Raw genomic sequence first — 20,708 nt, forward strand, 5'->3', positions numbered from 1 at the left:
GGAGAAGGCTTGGGACCGCCCGCGGGCCGGACGGGATCCGCACGCCCGCCACCCGCCCGACATCGCGAGAACGATTGAAGAGCGCATAAAACGACATTTCGCATCGGAACGTTCAGCAATCCTCAAGGCTCCCTCAGCACTGCCTCAACCTTCGGTGGCCACCCTGCCGCGTAGCCGAAAGCCCGCGCACCCAGGAAGCCCACGCAGCCGAAGGCCCGCGCAGCCAGGAAGTCCGCGCAGCCAGGCAAGGGTCAGCGGGGAGCCGACAGGGCCGTCAAGTCGAACACGAGCTGAGGCGCCAGGGAGAACGCCACCGCCACCACCACCGCCAGCCCCACCGCCACCCAGGTCGCGGCGTACGGCCGTCGCGTCACCACCGCAGGCCCGGGAGTGAAGAGCCGGGCAGTCCAGACGGCGTAGTAGTAGAGGCCGATCACCGTGTTGACCGCCATGACCACGGCCAGCCAGCCCGCTCCACCACTCACGAGCTCGCGGAACACCACGACCTTGGCGAACAGCCCCGCGAGGCCCGGCGGCAGCCCTGCCAGGCAGATCAGGCAGAAGGCCAGCGCCAGCCCCGCCGCCGGGCTCCGCAACGCGAGCCCCCGGTAGTCGTCGAGCTCGTTGCGCACGGCCACCCTCGACACGAGCATGACCACGGCGAACGCCCCCAGGTTCATCGCGGCGTAGATGACGAGGTAGGCCACCGACGCCCCCACCGCTCCCGCGACCGGCACCTCGGTTCCCGACGCGGCGGCCCCGTTTCCTGGGAACTGGGACGCCACGGCGATCGGGGCGAGGATGTAGCCGGACTGGGCGACCGAGGACCACGCGAGCAGCCGTACGGCGGAGCGCTGGCGCATCGCCAGCAGGTTGCCCACGGACATCGTGAGCGCCGCGACGACCGCGATCACCGGCCCCCAGGCGGCGACCTGCCCGGCCAGCGCCGTCACCAGCAGCAGGATCAGCCCCGCGAACCCCGCCGCCTTCGAGATCACCGACAGCAGCGCGGCGACCGGAAGCGGAGCACCCTGGTAGACGTCCGGCGCCCACGAGTGGAACGGCACCGCCGCGATCTTGAATGCGAACCCGGCCAGCACCAGCACGACACCGACCGTGACCACCGCGGGCAGCCCCGTGCCCCCGCCCACCAGGCCGGGCGCGGCCGTGCCCGCCTCCACCAGGCCGGGCGCGGGCTCTGCGCCGCCGAGCACGGAGCCAAGCCGGGACAGGAAGACCGTGCCCCCCACCCCGTACAGCAGGGACACCCCGAACAGCATGACCGCCGTCGACACCACCGAGACGACGAAGAGCTTGACCGCGGCCTCCGAGCCGCGCCCGTCGTAGCGTTTCAGCGCGGTCAGGGCGAAGACCGGCAGCGACACCAGCTCCAGCGCCACGACGAGCATGACGAGGTCGCGGGCGGCGGGCAGCGTCACGGCGCCGACGAGCGTGCAGAGCAGGAGGAAGTACCACTCCCCGACCGGGATTCCGCCCGCGGCCAGCTCGGTCATCGACATCAGGACGACCACGACCGCCGCCACCAGCACCAGCCCGGCGAACACCAGGGTGAACCGGTCCGCGACGAAGGAGCACAGCTCGGCGTCGGGCGGCACGGCACCCGCCCCGCGGGTCAGGGCCTCGGGAACGCAGAACGTGGCCGGCGGCCGCCCGCCCCGGACAGCCTGTGCCACCACGAAGCCCAGGGCCGTCAGGATCCCGCCGAGCGTGACCAGCCCCAGCCCGGTCCGCAGTCGCGGGCGGGCCGGCAGGAAAGCGTCGAGCAGCAGCACGAGCCCGGCCACGATCGCCAGCGTCAGCGGTGCCGCGATCGCGAAGTAGTCGATCTGCTGGATCACCTCAGCCCTCCCAGCAGCAGCTGCACGGCCGGGGTGGTGAGCGACAGCAGCAGGCCGGGCCAGAGCCCGAACAGCAGGATGAGCACGATCAACGGCACCCACGCGACAAGCTCGTAACCCCGCACATCCCGCGCGACCGCCTCACCCGACGCCGCCTCACCCGACGCCGCCTCGCCCAACGCCGCTTCCTCCCGGAGCGGCTGGTCCTCCCGGAGCGACCGGTCCTGACGGACCGCCGCGTGCCGCTCCTCCGGCTCCGGGAGCACCGGGCGTTCGTCCACCGCCACCAGGCCCGGCCCCGCGGCCTCCATGACCACGGGGGCCAGGGCGCGCCGGCCGGGAAGGCCGTGGGTGACACGGGACAGCATGACCAGGAAGTACGCCGCCGTCAGCACCGCTCCCAGCCCGCCGATCACCATGAACGTCAGGAAGATCCCCCGAGGCAGCCCGCCACCCGGCTGGAAGGCGCCCAGCAGCGCCAGCATCTCCCCCCAGAACCCGGCCAGCCCCGGCAGCCCCAGTGACGCGATCGACGCGAACGTCAGGACGGAACCCAGGCGCGGAAGCGTCGCCAGCATGCCACCGCCCAGCGACGGCATGTCAGCCGTGCCGTACCGGTCCTTGACGGCGCCCGCCACGAAGAACAGCAGCCCGGTGATCAGCCCGTGGGCGACGTTCGCGAACAGGGCCCCGTTGACACCCACCGTCGTCAGCGTGGCGAACCCCAGCAGCACGAACCCCATGTGCCCGACCGACGAGTAGGCGATCATGCGTTTCAGGTCACGCTGTGCCAGGCACGCGAGGGCTCCGTAGACGATCCCGACCACGGCCAGCGCCCCCAGCCACGGCGCGACCGCCACCGCCCCCTCAGGCAGGACGGGGATGGCGATCCTGGCGAAGCCGTACGTGCCCATCTTCAGCAGCACGCCTGCCAGCAGGACGGAGCCGACGGTCGGCGCCTCGGTGTGCGCGTCGGGGAGCCACGTGTGCAACGGCCACATGGGGGTCTTGACCGCCAACCCGAGCCCGACCGCCGCGAACGCGGCGATCTGTACGGCCCGCGGCATGCCCGCGCCGTGGGCCCGGCCGAGGGCGACGATGTCGAGCGTCCCGGTGTGCGCCCAGATGAGCAGCAGGCCGAGCAGCATCACGACGGAGCCGAGCAGCGTGTACAGGAGGAACTTGAGCGCCGCGCCCCGCCGCCTCTTGCCGCCCCAGACGGCGATGAGGAAGTACATCGGGATCAGCACGATCTCGAAGAACACGAAGAAGAGCAGCAGGTCGAGGGCGAGGAACGTGCCGACCATGCCGACCTCGAGCACCAGCAGCGTGAACACCAGCGCCCTCGGCCGGGCGCCCCCCTGCCGCGCCCCGAGCAACTGGCCGGGACCACGCCCGCCGCCCCAGCCCAGATAAGCGAAGCACAGGAACGTGAGCAGCGCGGTCAGCGCGATCAGCGGCAGCGAGATCCCGTCCACGCCGAGGTGGAACCTGAGGTCCAGGCCCGGAATCCACGGCCGGTCCACGGCGAACTGCGGCCGCGCCGCCTGCCCGTAGTCGAACGCCGCCACCAGGACGACGGCCAGCGCCAGCACGACCCCGGACACGGCCGTCCCGTACCAGCGCATCACGGGACGCAGCGCACCGGGCGCGGCGACGAGCGCCAGCGCTCCGAGCGACGGCACGGCCAGCATCGCGACGGGAAGCCAGCCCATCATGCGAACATCACCGCCCCCACCGCGATCAGCAGGATTCCGGCGAGCACCCCGCTCACGTACAACTGCACGTTGCCGTTCTGGGCGAGCCGCAGCACGCCGGACAGGCCGCGGGCCGCGCTGCCCGAGCCGCGCACCGCCCCGTCCACGACCACGTCGTCGGTCCGCACGACGAGCCTGGCCAGCGCCGTCACCGGCCGCGCGAACACCGCCGCGTACAGGTCGTCGACGTAGAACGCCCGCTCGCACGGAACCCGCAGCGGCCCGAGCACCCGCGCCGGATCGGCCGTCGGGTCGCTCCGCCACGACGCGTACACCACGGCAGCCCCGAGCAGCGCCAGCGCGACGCCGACGGCGGCCACCGCCATGTCGAGATGCGCCCCGCCCACGAAGCCGAGCAGCAGCGCGGGGGCTGTCAGCAGCACGACCGGCACCAGCATGCTGCGCGGCGCCTCACGCACGTCCACGACGTGCGCCGTGCCGGGCGGCGGCTCGGGCAGGGCGGCGACGGCTCTCGCCGCGCCGAAGAAGGTCCGCAGCCAGGCGCGGGCGGCGTACGCCCCGGTGACGGCGACGGTGGCGAGCGCGCAGCCGTACAGCAACAGCGCGGCCGCGTCCGTCAGCCCGCCGCCCGCCGGCGCCTGCTCCATGGCGAGCAACACCGCGTCCTTGCTGAAGAAGCCGCTGGCCGGAGGCAACCCCATGAGCGCCGCCAACCCCACGGTCGTCGCGGCGAACGTCACCGGCAGCCGCCGCCGCAGCCCGCCCATCCGGCTCATGAAGTTGGACCCCACCTGGTGGATCACCACGCCCGCGCACAGGAACAGCAGCGCCTTGAACGCGCCGTGCGTCACCAGGTGGAAGATCGCGGCCCTGTCGGACCCGGCCGCCAGCGCTCCGGCCATGTACGCGAGCTGGCTGACGGTGGAGTAGGCGAGCACCCGTTTCAGGTCGTCCTGGGCCAGGGCCGCCAGGGCGGCGCCGAGCATGCCGACCGCCGCGACGACGGCCAGCACGTCCAGCGTCGGCCCGGCACCCTGGAACGCCGGGAAGAGCCTGGCCACGATGAAGATGCCGGCGGCGACCATGGTCGCGGCGTGGATGAGCGCGCTGATCGGCGTCGGACCTGCCATGGCGTCCGGCAGCCAGGTGTGCAGCGGCACCTGGGCGCTCTTGCCCGCGACCCCGGCGAGGAGCAGCATCGTGGCGGCCACCAGGGTCCCCGTGGCCATCTGGGGCACCGCGGCCAGCACGTCGGCGATCCGGAAGCTCCCCGCGGCGAAGCCCAGCACGAAGATCCCGAACAGGAATCCCACGTCGCCGAGCCTCGTGACCAGGAACGCCTTGACCGCGGCCCGCGAGTTGCCGCGGTCCTCCCACCAGTGCCCGATGAGCAGGTAGGAGCACAAGCCCATGATCTCCCAGCCCACGTAGAGGACGAGGAGGTCTCCGGAGTAGACGACGAGCAGCATCGCACTGGTGAACAGGCTGATGAAGGCGCTGTAGGAGGGGTAGCGCGGGTCGTCGTGGAGGTAACCGACGGAGTAGACCTGCACGGCCAGCGCCACGAGCGTCACGAGCACGCCCAGGATGGCGGACAGGTCGTCGGCCTGAAGCGTCAGGGAGATCGGGACACCGCCGGTGACGATCACGCCGTAGTCGAGGCCCACCGGTTCGCCCAGCGCGTCCCCTCGGAGGTACGCGAACCCGGGCTCCCAGGCCAACGCCAGGGCCAGCACCGCGGCGACGGCCGTCGGGACGACCGCGATCGACGCGGCCCGCCGATGCACCCGCCGCCTCTCATCACCTGCTTCTCCCTGTCCGGCTCGGTGCGGCAGGCGCGGCCGGCGGGACAGGAGCAGCCCCGCGAAGGCGGCGACGAAGGGCAGCAGCACGGCCAGCAACGGGAAGGTGGTCACAGCTCGCCTCCTCGCCGGCCCGCCTGCTCGGCCTCCTCCTGAGATGCCGCCGCCACGTCCCCGGCCGAACCGCCACGAGGCTCCGCCGCCGAACCGCCACCGGACACACCCGCCCCTGAACCGCCACCGGACACACCCGCCGCGGGACCGGCGGCAGCGGACGCCGACGGCCCACGAGGCGGGCCCGCGATGGCGGCGGAGGCGTCCGGCTCTGGGACAGGGGACGGTCCGGCCGGTTCGGCCAGGTCACGAAGGCGGTCGAGATCGACGGTCCGGCGGTTGCGGTAGAGGGCGAGCACGATCGCCAGCCCCACCCCGACCTCGGCCGCCGCGATGACGATGACGAACAACGTCAGCACCTGCCCGCTGTGCAGCCGGTCGCGCAGCCACACGTCGAACGCCACCAGGTTGAGGTTGACGGCGTTGAGCATGAGCTCGACCGACATGAGCACCAGGATCGTGTTGCGGCGCGCGAGCACGCCGTACACGCCGATGGAGAAGAGGAGAGCGGAGACGACCGCCGGATAGACGACGTGCACTAATGCCCCCCGACCTGGTCAGGGGGCGGCTCCGCGCCTCGATGATCAGGGTCGGTGGGCGGCGAGCCCTCCCTGGGACCTTCGGACGTGCCGCCGCTCGGGGCGCCGGTCTCCGACGGGCTCGCCGCGGCTCCGGGGATGTCCGTACGGGACAGGACGATGGCACCGATCAAGGCGGCCAGCAGCAACACGGACAGCGCCTCGAACGGCAGCACCCAGGTGCTGAACACACTGGCCCCCAGTTCCTTCGCCGACCCCCGCCCCGCAACGAGCGGCACGTAGGCCGTGCGGAAGGCGTCGATGACGACCGTGACGAGAACGGCGGCCGTCGCCACGGCCACCAGCGCCGCGACGACGCGGTTACCGCTGTCGAGGTCGGCGGAGCGGCCGATCGGCGCCCTGGTGAGCATGATTCCGAACAGCATCAGCACGACCACCGCGCCCACGTAGATGAGCACCTGCACCCAGGCGACGAACTCCGCGGTGAGCACGAGATAGCAGCCGGCCAGCGCGCCGAAGCACAGCACCAGCCACAGGGCCGCGTGCACGAGCTGCCGGGTCGTGACGACGAGCAGCGCGGATCCGACCGCTACCGCGCCCAGCAGCAGGAACACGATCTCCTGGCCGGTGGGCGACAGGTAGGAGGGCACCGCCTCGGTCACGACTCCTCCTCGGACTCCCTCGTCTCATCAGGGGTGAGCCGCCCGGGCGGGCGGATGGATCGGGGATCGGCCATCCGTCGCCTGCGCGGGCTCGGAGCAGCAGTCTGCCCTTCCGAGCCGGGCGTCGGGCGTGGCTCGCCCTGGGCTGTGGACAACTCTTCGGACGACGCCTGGCCTGTGGATGAAGAAGCCCGCTCCGACACGGGCGACCCGGCGGACGGCACGGACGATCCCGACGGGTCCGAGGGGTCGGACGGGTCCGACGGGTCCGACGCCTCCGACGGGTCCGACCGGGACGGGTCGGACGCCTCCGCAGCCGGTCCCGGGCCGGGAACCGCCGACGTCCCTTCCGGCTCGCCGCTCCGCGGAGCTCCCGGCCCTTCCGCAGGCCTGTCCTCCCCCGCGCTTCCGGCCTCGTCGGCGGCGGACCGCGTGGGACTCTCGTTCGCGGCGGGCGGCGGAGGAAGGGTGCCGGGCGGCCGGATGCTCCGCACGTTCGCCATCCGCCCCTCCCGCGGGGTCCGCGCTGCCGTGGCCCGGTCCTGGCCCTGCGATGTCGGACGGCGAGGGGCCCGCTCCTCGGCATCCGCGGCCTCCGACAACCCCGCACCCGCGTCGCCGGAATCGGTCCCCGTGCCGACGCCGGACCCCGGCCCGCTGTCACCCCCGGACACAGGCCCGGTGCCACCGCCGGTCGGGGTGCCGGTGCCGGTCGGGGTGCCGGTGCCGGTCGGGGTGCCGGTCGGACGGGGAGGACGGTCCGATGACGTACGAGGAGAAGGCGGCGTACGGGGGGAGGCCGGCGCGTCGGCGGAAGAGGGGCGGGCCGGACGGCGGGGAGCGGCGGCGAGCTCTTTCGGTGGTTCGGCGCCCGGGTCGTGCGCGGGGGGCGGCGGGACCGTGGAGCGCCACGCGTTGAGCCGGTCCTTCTCGTGCAGCAGGTTGCGGATGTCGCCCTCGGCGTACTCGAACTCCGGCGACCAGAACAGCGCGTCGAACGGGCACACCTCGATGCAGATGCCGCAGTACATGCACAGGGCGAAGTCGATGGCGAACCGGTCGAGGACGTTGCGCTGGCGCGGGCGGCCGCCTTCGGGGGCGGGCAGCGTCTCCTTGTGGGAATCGATGTAGATGCACCAGTCGGGGCACTCCCGGGCGCACAGCATGCAGGAGGTGCAGTTCTCCTCGACCAGGGCGATCACGCCACGACTGCGGGGCGGCAGATCGGGCTTGACCTCGGGATACTGCTGCGTCACGGATTTGCGCAGCATGTGGCGGAGGGTGACGGAGAGCCCCTTCGCCAACCCCACTCCCGGTATCCGCGCCATGGTCATCATCATTGCGCACTTGGCGGCACAGGTGAATGAGCCGGACGCGTTATCCCCAGTTTTTCCACAGCTATCCACAGGTTGGCGGGAGGTTATCCACAAGATTCGTCCACAGCCGCTATGCGCCGCTTCAGGGCGATAGCCTTCCGGCATGTCGAACAGCCGTCCGGGCCGCCCCAGCGGGCTCGCGTGGGCCGCCGCCGTTGGGTGGGCGGTCCTGCCGCTGTTGACATGCGGACTGGCGACGCCGTTCACGATCGGGTTCGCGGCGTACTGGCTGCGCAGCGTGTGGCAGGTGGTCGGCGCGGCGGTCTACACGGTGTGCATCGGCTCGTTCGTCATCGTGGCCGGCAGCTACGACCAGTTCGAGGACATCCCCGAGCCGATGTCCACGCTGGTCTCGCTGGCGCTGGTGGTGAGCTGGCTGGGCGGCGTGATCCATTCGGGCGTTCTCGTCCCGGCGATGGCCAGGGCCCGCCTCAGCAGGCTCGGATACGCGGTCGCCGAGACCCATCCCCCTGCCTGGCTCCACGCGGGCGGGCGGCCCCAGGCCGGTCCGCCCCGGAGCCAGCCCACCAACCCGTCGCACCGCCATCCCTCCGCCCCAGGCCGGCGGCCGTCCCCTCCGGCGTCGCAGCTCAGGCCGGGCGAGCCCGAATGGATCGGTCCTTACCGGGTGCTCCGCCCGCTCGGGCGGGGCGGCCAGGGGGCTGTCTATCTCGCGGCGGCCGCCAGCGGGGCGCAGGTGGCGGTCAAGGTCCTGCACGACCTGGTGGACGAGACGGCCCGCGCCCGGTTCGCGCGGGAGGTGGACGCGGCGCGCAGGGTGGCCACGTTCTCCACGGCCCGACTGCTCGACGTCAACATCACCGGCCAGCACGCCTACATCGTGAGCGAGTACGTCGACGGCCCCTCGCTGGAGCAGCTCGTCCGCCGGCACGGCCCGCGCGACGAGGACAGCCTGACGCGGCTGGCGCTGTCCACGTCCGGTGCGCTGGCGGCCATCCACAAGGCGGGGATCGTGCACCGCGACTTCAAGCCGAGCAACGTCCTGATCGGCCACGACGGGCCGCGGGTGATCGACTTCGGCATCGCGCGGGCCCTCGACCAGATGACGATGACCTCGGGCAAGATGGTCGGTACGCCGCCCTACATGTCGCCCGAGCAGTTATCGGGCGCCCCCGTGGGGCCGCCGTCCGACGTGTTCAGCTGGGGAGTGACGATGGTGTTCGCGGCGACGGGCCGTCCGGCGTTCGGGGAGGACACGGTGCCGGCCGTGTTCAACCGGGTGCTGACCGTCCACCCCGACTTGTCGCCGCTGCCGGCCGCGCTCCGCGGGGTCGTCGGCGCCTGCCTGCACAAACAGCCCGACGACCGCCCCTCGGCCTCGGACGTGATGCTCGCCATCGTCCACTGACCCGGACCGTCCCGCCCCCGGAGGCCCGGGATCGGCCCGCCGGTCAGGGTGAGGCGTCCGGGCAGGACCGGAGGAGGGCGACGTACTCCTCTCGCGACAGGGAGCACACCCGCAACTGCAGCCCGTTCCTCGTGGCGAACCGGTGGACGTCCTCGGGCGGCCACGGGCCCGGCAGGTGGTGCAGCGGGCGCCCGGCCCACGTCGTGACGACCAGGCCGGCGGCTGTCTCGTGGCGGTAGAGCAGGAGGGCCGCGACGGAACCCCCGGCCCGGGCCAGGAGGAGCGCGCGTATGAGATCCCGGCCTCGGGTGATGCGCAGCCAGTCGTTCTTGATCTCCAGATGCGGCCCGCCGGGCGGCCCGAGGATGGTGCCGCGCCTGCTTCGCCACCCGTGCAGGCGGCTCGAAAGCGGGCGAACGAGCAGCAACACGGGGCTGAATGCGACGGCCAGCCATTTCGCGTCGAGCAGGTCGAGGACCAGCCGCCCCACGGAGGCGAAGCCGCGCCAGGCCTGCCACGCTCCCGCCAGAGTCAGGTACGTCATCACCGCGAGCCCGGCGATGCCCGCGCAGACGGCGATGGGCAGCCGCCACCTCCGCAGGCGAGGGCGGAGCAGGCCGGACATGCGGCCCCAGCCCGGCGCCCGTCCGGCGAGGACCGCCCGCACCTGGCCGGACGGAGTCGCCAGGGCGTTCACGACCGGCAGCCCCGCCGCCTCCGCGAAGCCCCGCACACCCTGGGCGTCCCAGGCGCCGGGCAGGTCGAGCAGCACGAGACCGTCGGTGTCGAGCAGGGCGATGCCGGTGACGGGCCGAGCCTCCACCTTGCCGTGAGGACCCGACACCTCCTGCCCGTAGCGGTAGTGGTAGAGAGTCGCCGGGTTCAGCGACACCCACCCGCCGGTCGCCCCGTCCACGGCCGTGAACGTCCCGTCACGCCACGACAGGGAGGTCCTGGGACACCGTGCCTGCCATGTCGCACCCCCGTACGGGACCAATCGCGCGGTCACAGGCTCACGCCCGTAAGGAGGTCGCGCGGGCGCACGCACGTCCGTAAGAGGTTGGTCGCGCGATCACAAGGCTCTGATGGGCTGCAGGTGCGGTCACGGTTCACCACCTCGGGATCGTCGGACGGCGGCAGGAGCCGGGAGGTCAGAGCAGGACCTTGACCACGCCGGTGACGGCGAGCTGGACGAGGGCGAGGGGGACGAGACCGGCCCAGGCCAGCTTCTGCAACTGGTCCTCGCGCAGCCGCGGGAAGCTGACCCGCAGCCAGATCACCACGAACGCCAGCACGAACACCTTGACCAGCGTCCACAGCCAGCCCGGCAGCAGCGGCCCGTGCCAGCCGCCGAGGAACAGCACGGTGGTGAGGAACGACAGCACGACGATGCCGACGTACTCCGACAGCATGAACAGCGCGAACCGCATGCCCGTGTACTCGGTCATCGGCCCCATGATGATCTCGGACTCGGCGATCGGCATGTCGAACGGCGGGCGGCGCAGTTCAGCGAGGCCGGCCACGAAGAACACCACCCCGCCGATCGCCTGCCACGGCAGCCACCACCACTGCCACGCCTCGACGATGCCGGGCAGCGAGAGGGTGCCGGCGGCCATCGCCACGGAGGAGGCGGCCAGGACGAGGGGCAGCTCGTACGACATGAGCTGGGCGGCCGAGCGCATGCCGCCGAGCACCGAATACTTGTTGCCCGACGCCCACCCGGCCATGATCGAGCCGAGCACGCCCACGCCCATCACCGCGAGCACGAAGAACAGGCCCGCGTCGAGGTGCACGGCGACGAGGTCGCGGTCGAGCGGGATCACGATCATGACCACGAGGTACGGCACCAGCGCCACCCCGGGCGCGAGCATGAAGACGCGCCGGTCGGCCGCGGCCGGGATGACGTCCTCCTTCTGCGCGAACTTCACCCCGTCGGCGATCAGCTGGGCCCACCCGTGGAATCCGCCCGCGTACATGGGCCCGAGGCGTGACTGCATGTGGGCCATGACCTTGTGCTCGGTCTGCCCGACGATCAGCGGCAGCACCAGGAACACGACGAGGATGACGGCGAAGCTGATCACCACGTCAAGCATCGGGTGTCCCCCAGTCGGCCGGGACTCCGGGCGGGAGCGTCTTGCGGCGGCTCGGCGCGCCGTGCCCCGACTCGCCGGGCTCCTTGGCGCCCGGCCACTGCTTGGCGACCCGGGCGGCGAGGACGAAGTCCTTGCGCAGCGGATGGCCCTCGAACCCGTCGGGCAGCAGCAGCGGCACCAGGTTGGGGTGGCCCTCGAAGATCACGCCGAACATCTCGTGCGTCTCGCGCTCGTGCCAGTCGGCGCCGCGGTAGACGCCGACGGCGGACGGCAGACGCGGGTCGGCACGCGGCACGCGGGTGCGCACGAGCAGCCGGTGGCACGCGAGCGGATCGTAGACGTGGGCGACGACGAGGAACCCCTCGGGCGGGTCGTCCACGCCGGTCAGCCAGTCGAAGAACGCGTAGCCGGAGTCGCGCAGCCCGGTCAGCACCTCGGTCCAGTCGCCGGCGCCGACGTCGAGGGTGGTCTCGCCGTACGACTCCGAGAGCTGCGCCCGGTCGCCGAATCGCTCGGACAGGCCGGCGGGCCGGGTCATGACTCCGCCCTGTCGCGCCCGGAGGTGGAGCGGTCGGAGGTGAAGCGGTCGGTGAGCCGCTCGGCCGCGATCTTCTCCTGCAGCTTCATGATCCCGTGCAGCAGGGCCTCGGGACGCGGCGGGCAGCCGGGCACGTAGACGTCCACGGGGATGATCTGGTCGACGCCGTTGGTCACGCAGTAGGAGTCCCAGTACGGGCCGCCGGAGTTGGAGCAGGCGCCGAACGAGATGACGTACTTGGGGTCGGGCATCTGCTCGTAGAGGCGCTTGACGGCCGGGGCCATCTTGTCGGTGACGGTGCCCGAGACGATCATGAGGTCGGCCTGCCGCGGCCCGTTGGCGAACGGGATCACCCCGAACCTGATGAAGTCGTGCCGGCTCATCGACGTCGCGATGAACTCGATGGCGCAGCACGCCAGCCCGAAGTTGAACACCCACAGCGAATAGCGCCGCCCCCAGTTGAGCACGAAGCGCATCGGCTTCGGCGCCAGCCGGGAGACCGGCCCCACCGTGGGCATCGGGAGATCCGTCGCTGCCATGTCCCCATTGTCTCGCCAGAAGGCGGCGAGGAGTAGGGGGCCGCGCGGGCCGACCGCGTACGGGACCACGTCCAGGCGAGCGTACGGGATCTACGTCCAGTGAGCGTACGGGAGCTACGTCCAGGTGAGGACGCGCTTGCGCCAGGCGTACAGGATGCCGAGCGCGATGAAGCCGAGGAAGACGAACATCTCCACGAGCGTCGTCAGCCCGTAGCCGGGCGCGGCGAACACCGTCGCCCACGGGAACAGGAAGACGGCGTCCACGGCGAAGACCACGTACAGGTACGTGAAGACGTAGTAGCGGATCTGCGACTGGGCCCAGCCCTCGCCCACCGGGTCGACCCCGCACTCGTAGCTGGTGAGCTTGTCGGGTGTCGGCCTGCTGGGCCGCAGGAGGCGGTTGGCCATGAGGGCGCCGGCGACGATGGCCACGCCGACCGCCAGGAGCGCGGCGACGAGCGCGTAGGACCCGAAGTAGCCGTCCACATCCCGATCGTAACCCAGTCAAAGCTCCGGACCTATCACCCCAAAACGGGGTAAAGCGCAAGATCGGCCACATAACCTGACATGCATGCCCAAAAGCCGATTCGCCGGAGGATGTGCCGTCATGGTGCTGACGGCCGCGGGTTGTGGCCTGTTCCCGGCCAACCCCAAACCCGACGTCGTGGTACCGGCGAACCCCACCATGATCGGCTACGTGGACCCTTCGGCTGTCGACGGCCTGGTCACCATGACCATGACCGAAGGCGAGGACGCGCCCCGGCGCGTGCACATCAGCTACCCCTGGCTGAAGGACGCGCCGACCCTGAACGAGGCCCTGCGTCAGGAGGCGGAGCGGCAGCTCCTCGACTTCCGCGTCGCCGCCGACACCTCGCGCCCCGCGAGCACGGGCCGCCCGGACGCGGGCGGCGCCGACAGCGCGACGAACGCCGACGGCACGGGGGACGCCGACGGGGTCGACTCCGCCGGGGCGACGAGCACCGAAGAGGTCGACTCGGCCGGGACGGCGAGCACCGAAGAGGTCGACTCGGCCGGGACGGCGAGCACCGAAGAGGTCGACTCGGCCGGGACGGCGAGCACCGACGGGACCGCCGAGGTGGACGGGATCGCCACTGCCGTGGGCGCCGGGGCACGCCCCGAGCTGAACGTCGACTGGCAGCTCGTCGCCGCGTCTCCCGACGTCATCGGGGTACGGCTGCGCACCGGGCGGCACCTCGGCGTCGACTGGGGCAAGTCGAGCCGCACCCTCTGGTACGACCGCAGCCGCGGCACGGTGATTGGGTCCGCGGGGCTGCTGTCCGGGCGGGTCACGCTGGAGCACCTCACCCGGTTGGTCAGGGACGGCCTGGCGGACCGGGGCACGGCGGTGGACCGGAGCAGGGTGACCGCCGACGCCGACCTGTTCGACTCGATGGCGTTCAATCGGAACGGCGACCTGGTGGTGGAGTTCGACGACTGCCAGGTCGCGTCGTGCTCGCTGGGGCGGGTGGCGGTGGCCGTGCCCGCCGAGCGGGTCGTGTCATGGCTGTCGGCGACGGGGCGCCGGGCCCAGCACAGCCCCCGGACGGTGGGCAGGACCTTCGCGCCAGGCGTGTTCGACGTGTCGGCCGAGGCGGGCGGCCCGTCCGCGGGAGGCGGGGGGCCCACGGACTTCGGCGGCGCGCTGACCGTCCCCCAGGCGGACGCCCCCTCCGCGACCGACCCTCAGGCCCCCGCCGCGACCGACCCTCAGGGCGTGACCGATCCTCAGGCCCCCGCCGCGACCACCCCCCAGGCTCCCGGCGTGACCGCCCCGGGCTCCGCCGAGCGGGCGTCCGAGCAGGTGGACTGCGCAGTCGCCAAGTGCGTCGCGCTGACCTTCGACGACGGCCCCGGCCCGGACACGCCGCGGCTGCTGGACCTGCTCCGCGAACGGGGCGCCCGCGCCACGTTCTTCACCGTCGGTGTCAACGCCGCCGCCGACCCGTGGCTGCTGGGCCGCATGACCGCCGAGGGACACGAGGTCGGCAACCACAGCTGGGCGCACCGCGACCTGACCCGCCTGACCACCAGCAAGCTCATCGACACGCTCGACCGCACCCAGGACCTGATCACCGCTCATTCCGGGCGCAGGCCCACGCTGGCGCGGGCGCCGTACGGGGCCGTGAACGAGGAGGTCCGCGACGCCGCCCGCCGGCTGGGGCTGACGCTGGTCGGCTGGGACGTGAACACGGTCGCCCCGGCCGAGACGGCGGGAGCCGCGACGGCCGGCCGGCCCAAGGCGGAGACGATCGCCAGGCGGGCCGTCGAAGGGGCGCACGACGGCGCGGTCATCCTGCTGCACGACACCAGCGGCGCGGCCGTGGACGCGGTGCCGGCGATCGTCGAAGGGTTGCGCGGGAAGGGCTACGCCCTCGTGACCGTCGGCGAGCTGTACGGGGATTCCGGCCCGGGGACGGAGCTCGCCGAGGGGTCCGGGAAGAACGCGACGGCGGGCGGCCCCTGACGCGGGCCACTCGCGAGGGGGACGTATAGTTGGCGCTCGTGACCCGAACCGTCCTCTTCGCTCGCCTCCACGTGGACCTGTGCAGGCTCGCCTCCGGCCTGTGTCACCTCTAACGGTTTCGACGCCTGCCCTGACTGCGACCGCGTTTACCCGCATTATGCGCTGAGGAAACGTGTTGACCCCCGCGAGGATCTAGCATGGAAAAGAGAACGCGCCACGAGCGACCGCGCATGGGCGCGTCGAGGAGGACTGAGCTGTGACGAAGCAGGTCCAGCAACTCGATCGGGTGATCATCCGTTTCGCCGGTGACTCCGGCGACGGCATGCAGCTCACCGGTGACCGCTTCACCGCGGGCACGGCGGAGTTCGGCAACGACCTGTCCACCCTGCCCAACTTCCCGGCCGAGATCCGCGCCCCCGCAGGCACCCTGCCGGGCGTGTCAAGCTTCCAGCTGCACTTCGCCGACCACGACATCCTCACGCCCGGTGACGCCCCCAACGTCCTCGTCGCGATGAACCCGGCCGCGCTCAAGGCCAACCTCGGCGACCTGCCGCGCGGCGCCGACATCATCGTCAACACCGACGAGTTCACCAAGCGCAACCTGCAGAAGGTCGGCTACGAGACCAACCCGCTGGAGGACGACTCGCTGGCCGAGTGGCGGGTCCACGCGCTGGCGCTGACCTCGCTGACGGTCAAGGCCCTGGAGGGCTTCGACCTGTCGAAGAAGGACGCCGAGCGGTCGAAGAACATGTTCGCCCTCGGCCTGCTGTCGTGGCTGTACCACCGGCCCACCGAGCACACGATCTCGTTCCTGCAGCAGAAGTTCGCCAAGAAGCCCGAGATCGCCAAGGCGAACATCGCGGCGTTCCAGGCGGGCTGGAACTACGGCGAGACGACCGAGTCGTTCTCCGTGTCGTACGAGGTCAAGCCGGCCAAGCTGGCCCCCGGCGTCTACCGCAACATCTCCGGCAACCAGGCCCTCGCCTACGGGCTGATCGCGGCCTCGGTGCAGGCCAAGCTGCCGCTGTTCCTCGGCTCCTACCCGATCACCCCGGCCAGCGACATCCTGCACGAGCTGTCCAAGCACAAGCGGTTCGGCGTGCGCACGTTCCAGGCGGAGGACGAGATCGCGGGAGTCGGCGCGGCGCTGGGCGCCGCGTTCGGCGGCGCGCTCGGCGTGACGACGACGTCCGGTCCGGGCGTGGCGCTCAAGGCGGAGACGGTCGGCCTGGCGGTCACCACCGAGCTGCCGTTGATCATCGTGGACGTGCAGCGCGCCGGCCCGAGCACCGGCATGCCGACCAAGACCGAGCAGACCGACCTGCTGATGGCCATGTTCGGCCGCAACGGCGAGTCGCCGGTGCCCATCGTGGCGCCGATGTCGCCGAGCGACTGCTTCGACGCGGCGGTCGAAGCCGCGCGGATCGCGGTCAAGTACCGCACGCCGGTCATGCTGCTGTCCGACGGCTACCTCGCCAACGGCTCCGAGCCGTGGCGGTTGCCGGAGGTCGCCGACCTTCCGGACATCTCGCAGGAGTTCACCACCGAGCCCAACGGCGAGGACGGCGCGTTCCTGCCCTACCAGCGCGACGCCGAGACGCTGGCCAGGCCGTGGGCGATCCCCGGCACGGCCGGGCTGGAACACCGGATCGGCGGCATCGAGAAGGCCGACGGCACGGGCAACATCTCCTACGACCCGGGCAACCACGACCGGATGGTCCGGCTGCGCGCTGCCAAGATCGACGGCATCGACGTGCCCGATCTTGAGGTCGACGACCCCGACGGCGACGCGCGGGTGCTGGTCCTCGGGTGGGGCTCGACGTACGGGCCGATCGCCGCGGCCGTGCGGCGCATCAGGAAGGACGGCGGCAAGGTCGCGCAGGCCCACCTGCGCCACCTCAACCCGCTGCCCGCCAACACCGGCGAGATCCTCAAGCGCTACGACAAGGTGCTGCTGCCCGAGATCAACCTCGGCCAGCTCGCCCTGCTGCTGCGTGCCCGCTACCTCGTCGACATCATCAGCTACAACCGGGTGCGCGGCCTGCCGTTCAAGGCCGAGGAGCTGGCCGGCGTGATCCAGGACGTGATCGACAGTGACTGAGCTGCTCAACGGGAAGGGTTTGTCGCTCGTTCCCAAGACCGACGCCAAGCAGAGCCTGAAGGACTTCAAGTCCGACCAGGAGGTCCGCTGGTGCCCCGGCTGCGGTGACTACGCGATCCTCGCCGCGGTGCAGAGCTTCCTGCCGGAGCTGGGCCTGCGGCGCGAGAACATCGTGTTCGTCTCGGGCATCGGCTGCTCCTCGCGCTTCCCGTACTACCTCAACACCTACGGCTTCCACTCCATCCACGGCCGCGCGCCGGCGATCGCCACGGGCCTCGCGGCGAGCCGGCCCGACCTGAGCGTGTGGGTGATCACCGGTGACGGCGACGCGCTGTCGATCGGCGGCAACCACCTGATCCACGCGCTGCGCCGCAACGTCAACCTCAACATCCTGCTGTTCAACAACAGGATCTACGGTCTGACCAAGGGCCAGTACTCGCCCACCTCCGAGGTCGGCAAGATCACCAAGTCGACGCCGATGGGGTCGCTGGACAAGCCGTTCAACCCGATCTCGCTGGCGCTCGGCGCCGAGGCGTCGTTCGTGGCCAGGACGATCGACTCCGACCGCAAGCACCTGCAGTCGGTGCTGCGCGAGGCGACCGCCCACCGGGGCACGTCTCTGGTCGAGATCTACCAGAACTGCAACATCTTCAACGACAACGCCTTCGAGCCGCTCAAGGACCCCGAGGTCCGCGACGACATCACGGTGCGGCTGGAGCACGGGCAGCCGATCGCGTCGGCGACCAAGGCCGTGGTGCGGGGCGCCGACGGCGCGCTGGCCGTGGTGCCGCGGGCCGAGGTGAGCGAGGACCGGATCCTCGTGCACGACGCGCACAGCCCCGACCCGTCGGTGGCGTTCGCGCTGTCGCGGTTGGACGAGCCGGCGTTCGAGCACGTGCCGATCGGCATCTTCCGGCAGGTGGACCGGCCGGCGTACGACGTGCTGATGGCCGAGCAGCTTGAGGAGGCCGTGGCGCAGCAGGGCCCCGGCGACCTGGGCGACCTGCTCATGGGCGGCGACACCTGGCGCATCGGCTAGCCACCGCCGCCGTAGGAGCGCCCCGGGCCCGGCCCGGGGCGCTTTCGCGTTCCATGCGTGCGGCGTGCCCGGCGTGCCCGGGTCCCGGCATGCCGGGATTCTCGGCGTCCCGGGCTCAGTCGTAGTCGAAGTCGGGCAGCGCGGAGGGCGGGTCGGGGGTGCGCCAGACGACCACGGCGCCGTCGGTCGCCGACGCGGCGGCCAGGTGCAGCAGGTCCACGTCGAAGTCGGGCAGGTAGCGCAGGCGGGCCAGGAACGTCGCGTCGGTCGCGGAGCGCGGCACCACGCAGCCCTCGCCGTCGCGGTCCAGCAGGACGTAGAGGATCTCGAAGTCGGGAGGCGTCCCCGGTTCGGTCATGACACGGACCTCGACCACGTCCTCCCACGCGAGAGCCTCGACGCTGCCGTCGGCGTAGTGACGGGTCACGCCCTCTTCCGTGACGTACACGTAGGAGTCCGGCATCGGGTTGCCGTGCATGGCCGCGATTCTCGCGAGTCGGGGGGCCGCACCGCAAGAGTCGCCGGACCGCCCGCGCTCAGTGGCCGCCCCACGCATGGCTCAGGTGGGCCGCCACTGCCGCCCGCGCCGCCTCGGCGGGACCGTCGGCGATCGCGTCGAGCAGTTCGCGGTGCTCGCGCACGAGCACGTCGCGGTCCGCGTAGACCTCGCGCAGGCGGACCAGGCCGAGCCGGGTCTCGGCGGCGAGTGTGCCGTAGAGGCGCTCCAGCCGCGGACTGCCCACCGCCTCGATCAGGGCCTGGTGCAGCGCCATGTGCTCGCCCACCGTCTCCGCCCAGGCGGCGTCGGCCGGCAGGGCGTCCATCCGGGCGAGCGCCGCCTCCGCCTCGGGCACCCGCCGCCCGGCCACCGCCTGGGCCATGAGGTCCTCCAGCGGCCGGCGCACGTACATGAGGTCGTCCAGGTCGGTGAGGGTCACTTCGGGGACGTGGGCGCTGCGGTTGCGTTCGCGGCGCAGCAGGCCCTCGTGGACGAGCGTGGCCAGCGCCTCGCGCACCGTCGGCCGGGCCACGCCGTACGCGGCCGCGATCTCCTGCTCGGGCAGCGGCGTGCCCGGCGCGATCTCACCGGAGAGCACCCTGCGGCGCAGCGCGTCGGCGAGCGCGCCGACGGCGGAGACGGGTCTGAGCGGCAACGTCACGCCCGCGACTCTAACGCCCTTCGCCGCCGGGAGCGGCCGCGGCCACCTCCCGCCCCGGCCGCGGCGCAGCCCCGCGCTCGGGTACGGCCACCGCCACCAGGCTGATCGCGAGCAGGACGAGACCCGCGACGGAGAGCGGGGCCAGGTGCTCGCCGAGCACGGCCAGGCCGAGCAGGGCGGCGACGGCCGGTTCGGCCAGGGCGAGCGTGGCGGCCGTGGCCACCGGGGTGGTGCGCAGGCCCCGCCCGTACAGGAAGTAGGCCAGGGCGGTGGCGGCCAGGCCCAGGTAGAGGGCGGTGAGCAGGCCGCGGGGCTCGGCGAGCCAGGCGCCCCCGCGCCAGGCGAGGACCGGCAGCATGATCACCGCCGCACCGCCGAACAGCACGCCCATCACGGCACCGGACGGCACGCCGGCGGAGATCGCGCGGGCCGCCGTGACCGCGTAGAAGGCGTAGAGGAGCCCGCCGAGCAGGGCGAACAGCACCCCGGACACGACCTGGCCGCCCGCCTGCGCGCCGCCTCCGACGATCAGTGCCGTGCACCCGGAGACGGCCGCGGTGGTCGCCAGCGCCCAGCGGCCGCTCGGCCGCTCGCCGTGCAGCAGCCACGACAGCAGGCCGGTGAACACCGGGCCGCTGCCGATCGCGACGACCGTGCCGATGGCCACGCCGGTGCGGCCGACCGCCGCGAAGAAGCAGAGCTGGTACGCCGCGACGGCCACGGCGGCGACCACCAGCCCGGGACTGACCACCCGCAGCACGCCGCGCCCGGCGAACAGGGCCAGCGCGGCACCGCCGATGACGAGTCTGGCCGCGGCCAGGGCGACGGAGTCGGCGGAGACGAGCAGCCCGGCGGTGCCGGCCGTGCCCCACAGCACGGAGGCGGCCACGACGGCCAGGGGTCCGTTCCTCATAGGACCATTGTCAGACAATCAGACAATTTCGTCCAGTTGACCATCCACCAGCCGGCCCGCCTCCCCCGCCAGCTCGGCCGCGTAGTCGTCGAACAGGGCCAGGGCGTCGAGGATGCCGGGGATCGCGCGGCGGGGCAGGCCGAGGAGCACCTCGCCCTCGGCGTCGGCCGTGCCCGTCACGTGGAAGGCGCCGTGCTCGGCGCGGAGGGATACCTCAAGACGCAGCTCGCGACCGTCGGGGAGGGTGAAGGCGATGCCGGTGCGGACGCCGGCGGGCGGGAGCAGGTAGACGTAGGGCTCGCTGCGGACGAAGGGGTGGCGTAACGCGGCCAGCATCTCCGCCGCGCGGCTCAGCCCGGCCAGCAGCCCGGCCGCGGCCTGACTCTCGCTGTCCACGCCCT

General features: G+C 72.2%; 19 protein-coding genes and 1 pseudogene. 5 read left to right on the plus strand and 15 right to left on the minus strand.

The window, feature by feature from the left end; translation table 11 throughout:
• Positions 1–251 precede the first annotated feature (251 nt).
• The 6 genes and pseudogenes from ACGF0J_RS28310 to ACGF0J_RS28335 form a co-directional block, all read right to left on the minus strand.
• A complete protein-coding gene (locus ACGF0J_RS28310; RefSeq protein WP_393150438.1) occupies positions 252–1,859 on the minus strand; it encodes an NADH-quinone oxidoreductase subunit N in 1,608 nt (535 codons plus the stop codon).
• Positions 1,856–3,574 (minus strand): NuoM family protein, encoded by a 1,719-nt coding sequence (locus ACGF0J_RS28315; protein WP_393150521.1) that lies wholly within the window; start codon positions 3,572–3,574, stop codon positions 1,856–1,858. The genes ACGF0J_RS28310 and ACGF0J_RS28315 overlap by 4 nt, the downstream gene beginning before the upstream one ends.
• On the minus strand, positions 3,574–5,493 hold the full coding sequence (locus tag ACGF0J_RS28320) for an NADH-quinone oxidoreductase subunit L (protein WP_393150440.1): 1,920 nt from the start codon (positions 5,491–5,493) through the stop codon (positions 3,574–3,576). Before ACGF0J_RS28320 ends, ACGF0J_RS28315 begins: the two co-directional genes overlap by 1 nt.
• 254 nt (positions 5,494–5,747) lie before the next feature.
• Positions 5,748–6,032, minus strand: a pseudogene (gene nuoK / locus ACGF0J_RS28325) (NADH-quinone oxidoreductase subunit NuoK); the annotation flags it as partial.
• Complete coding sequence (locus ACGF0J_RS28330; RefSeq protein ID WP_393150442.1) at positions 6,032–6,694, minus strand: NADH-quinone oxidoreductase subunit J; 663 nt, start codon at positions 6,692–6,694, stop codon at positions 6,032–6,034. The gene ACGF0J_RS28330 and the pseudogene nuoK, both read right to left, overlap by 1 nt.
• The gene (locus tag ACGF0J_RS28335) at positions 6,691–7,965 is read right to left on the minus strand and encodes a 4Fe-4S binding protein (RefSeq protein WP_393150444.1); all 1,275 of its coding nucleotides are present in this window, start codon (positions 7,963–7,965) and stop codon (positions 6,691–6,693) included. The genes ACGF0J_RS28330 and ACGF0J_RS28335 overlap by 4 nt, the downstream gene beginning before the upstream one ends.
• A gap of 208 nt (positions 7,966–8,173) precedes the next feature.
• Here ACGF0J_RS28335 and ACGF0J_RS28340 point away from each other — a divergent pair, with 208 nt between their 5' ends.
• A complete protein-coding gene (locus ACGF0J_RS28340) occupies positions 8,174–9,439 on the plus strand; it encodes a serine/threonine-protein kinase (RefSeq protein WP_393150446.1) in 1,266 nt (421 codons plus the stop codon).
• 43 nt (positions 9,440–9,482) lie between these two features.
• Here ACGF0J_RS28340 and ACGF0J_RS28345 read toward each other — a convergent pair whose 3' ends face one another.
• The 5 genes from ACGF0J_RS28345 to ACGF0J_RS28365 form a co-directional block, all read right to left on the minus strand.
• A complete protein-coding gene (locus tag ACGF0J_RS28345) occupies positions 9,483–10,355 on the minus strand; it encodes a hypothetical protein (RefSeq protein WP_393150448.1) in 873 nt (290 codons plus the stop codon).
• A 235-nt stretch (positions 10,356–10,590) separates the two neighbouring features.
• The gene (gene nuoH, locus ACGF0J_RS28350) at positions 10,591–11,532 is read right to left on the minus strand and encodes an NADH-quinone oxidoreductase subunit NuoH (RefSeq protein ID WP_393150450.1); all 942 of its coding nucleotides are present in this window, start codon (positions 11,530–11,532) and stop codon (positions 10,591–10,593) included.
• Positions 11,525–12,070, minus strand: a complete 546-nt coding sequence (locus tag ACGF0J_RS28355) for an NADH-quinone oxidoreductase subunit C (RefSeq protein ID WP_393150452.1) — start codon at positions 12,068–12,070, stop codon at positions 11,525–11,527. The genes nuoH and ACGF0J_RS28355 overlap by 8 nt, the downstream gene beginning before the upstream one ends.
• Positions 12,067–12,588, minus strand: a complete 522-nt coding sequence (locus tag ACGF0J_RS28360) for an NADH-quinone oxidoreductase subunit B (protein ID WP_393150523.1) — start codon at positions 12,586–12,588, stop codon at positions 12,067–12,069. Before ACGF0J_RS28360 ends, ACGF0J_RS28355 begins: the two co-directional genes overlap by 4 nt.
• Before the next feature lie 135 nt (positions 12,589–12,723).
• On the minus strand, positions 12,724–13,095 hold the full coding sequence (locus tag ACGF0J_RS28365; protein WP_393150454.1) for an NADH-quinone oxidoreductase subunit A: 372 nt from the start codon (positions 13,093–13,095) through the stop codon (positions 12,724–12,726).
• Positions 13,096–13,180: 85 nt separating this feature from the next.
• Here ACGF0J_RS28365 and ACGF0J_RS28370 point away from each other — a divergent pair, with 85 nt between their 5' ends.
• The 4 genes from ACGF0J_RS28370 (at position 13,181) to ACGF0J_RS28385 (ending at position 18,234) form a co-directional block, all read left to right on the plus strand.
• Positions 13,181–15,094, plus strand: coding sequence for a polysaccharide deacetylase family protein (locus tag ACGF0J_RS28370; protein WP_393150456.1), 1,914 nt, complete (start codon positions 13,181–13,183; stop codon positions 15,092–15,094).
• A gap of 38 nt (positions 15,095–15,132) precedes the next feature.
• Positions 15,133–15,207: a putative leader peptide gene (locus tag ACGF0J_RS28375; protein ID WP_357911006.1), complete on the plus strand. Its 75-nt coding sequence runs from the start codon at positions 15,133–15,135 to the stop codon at positions 15,205–15,207.
• 143 nt (positions 15,208–15,350) lie between these two features.
• A complete protein-coding gene (locus tag ACGF0J_RS28380) occupies positions 15,351–17,195 on the plus strand; it encodes a 2-oxoacid:acceptor oxidoreductase subunit alpha (protein ID WP_393150458.1) in 1,845 nt (614 codons plus the stop codon).
• On the plus strand, positions 17,188–18,234 hold the full coding sequence (locus ACGF0J_RS28385) for a 2-oxoacid:ferredoxin oxidoreductase subunit beta (RefSeq protein ID WP_393150460.1): 1,047 nt from the start codon (positions 17,188–17,190) through the stop codon (positions 18,232–18,234). Before ACGF0J_RS28380 ends, ACGF0J_RS28385 begins: the two co-directional genes overlap by 8 nt.
• 115 nt (positions 18,235–18,349) lie before the next feature.
• On the opposite strand, the gene ACGF0J_RS28390 is transcribed toward ACGF0J_RS28385, so the two are convergent.
• Genes ACGF0J_RS28390 through ACGF0J_RS28405 form a run of 4 tightly spaced genes read right to left on the minus strand, consistent with a single transcriptional unit; the run spans position 18,350 to position 20,703 of the window.
• Complete coding sequence (locus ACGF0J_RS28390; RefSeq protein WP_393150462.1) at positions 18,350–18,712, minus strand: hypothetical protein; 363 nt, start codon at positions 18,710–18,712, stop codon at positions 18,350–18,352.
• A 58-nt stretch (positions 18,713–18,770) separates the two neighbouring features.
• Positions 18,771–19,394, minus strand: coding sequence for a GntR family transcriptional regulator (locus tag ACGF0J_RS28395; protein ID WP_393150464.1), 624 nt, complete (start codon positions 19,392–19,394; stop codon positions 18,771–18,773).
• A 10-nt stretch (positions 19,395–19,404) separates the two neighbouring features.
• Complete coding sequence (locus tag ACGF0J_RS28400) at positions 19,405–20,307, minus strand: DMT family transporter (RefSeq protein ID WP_393150466.1); 903 nt, start codon at positions 20,305–20,307, stop codon at positions 19,405–19,407.
• An 18-nt stretch (positions 20,308–20,325) separates the two neighbouring features.
• Complete coding sequence (locus ACGF0J_RS28405; RefSeq protein WP_393150468.1) at positions 20,326–20,703, minus strand: hypothetical protein; 378 nt, start codon at positions 20,701–20,703, stop codon at positions 20,326–20,328.
• Between the last annotated feature and the right edge of the window lie 5 nt (positions 20,704–20,708).

This window comes from Nonomuraea sp. NPDC047897 (genome assembly GCF_043204415.1).
Taxonomy (GTDB): Bacteria; Actinomycetota; Actinomycetes; order Streptosporangiales; family Streptosporangiaceae; genus Nonomuraea.

Coding starts and splice junctions, on each gene's coding strand:
- ACGF0J_RS28315 (WP_393150521.1), bottom strand. CDS start 3,574: ATGGGCTGGCTTCCCGTCGCGATGCTGGCCGTGCCGTCGCTCGGAGCG.
- ACGF0J_RS28335 (WP_393150444.1), bottom strand. CDS start 7,965: ATGCTGCGCAAATCCGTGACGCAGCAGTATCCCGAGGTCAAGCCCGAT.
- ACGF0J_RS28340 (WP_393150446.1), top strand. CDS start 8,174: ATGTCGAACAGCCGTCCGGGCCGCCCCAGCGGGCTCGCGTGGGCCGCC.
- nuoH (WP_393150450.1), bottom strand. CDS start 11,532: ATGCTTGACGTGGTGATCAGCTTCGCCGTCATCCTCGTCGTGTTCCTG.
- ACGF0J_RS28355 (WP_393150452.1), bottom strand. CDS start 12,070: ATGACCCGGCCCGCCGGCCTGTCCGAGCGATTCGGCGACCGGGCGCAG.
- ACGF0J_RS28360 (WP_393150523.1), bottom strand. CDS start 12,588: ATGCCCACGGTGGGGCCGGTCTCCCGGCTGGCGCCGAAGCCGATGCGC.
- ACGF0J_RS28370 (WP_393150456.1), top strand. CDS start 13,181: ATGCCCAAAAGCCGATTCGCCGGAGGATGTGCCGTCATGGTGCTGACG.
- ACGF0J_RS28390 (WP_393150462.1), bottom strand. CDS start 18,712: ATGCACGGCAACCCGATGCCGGACTCCTACGTGTACGTCACGGAAGAG.
- ACGF0J_RS28400 (WP_393150466.1), bottom strand. CDS start 20,307: ATGAGGAACGGACCCCTGGCCGTCGTGGCCGCCTCCGTGCTGTGGGGC.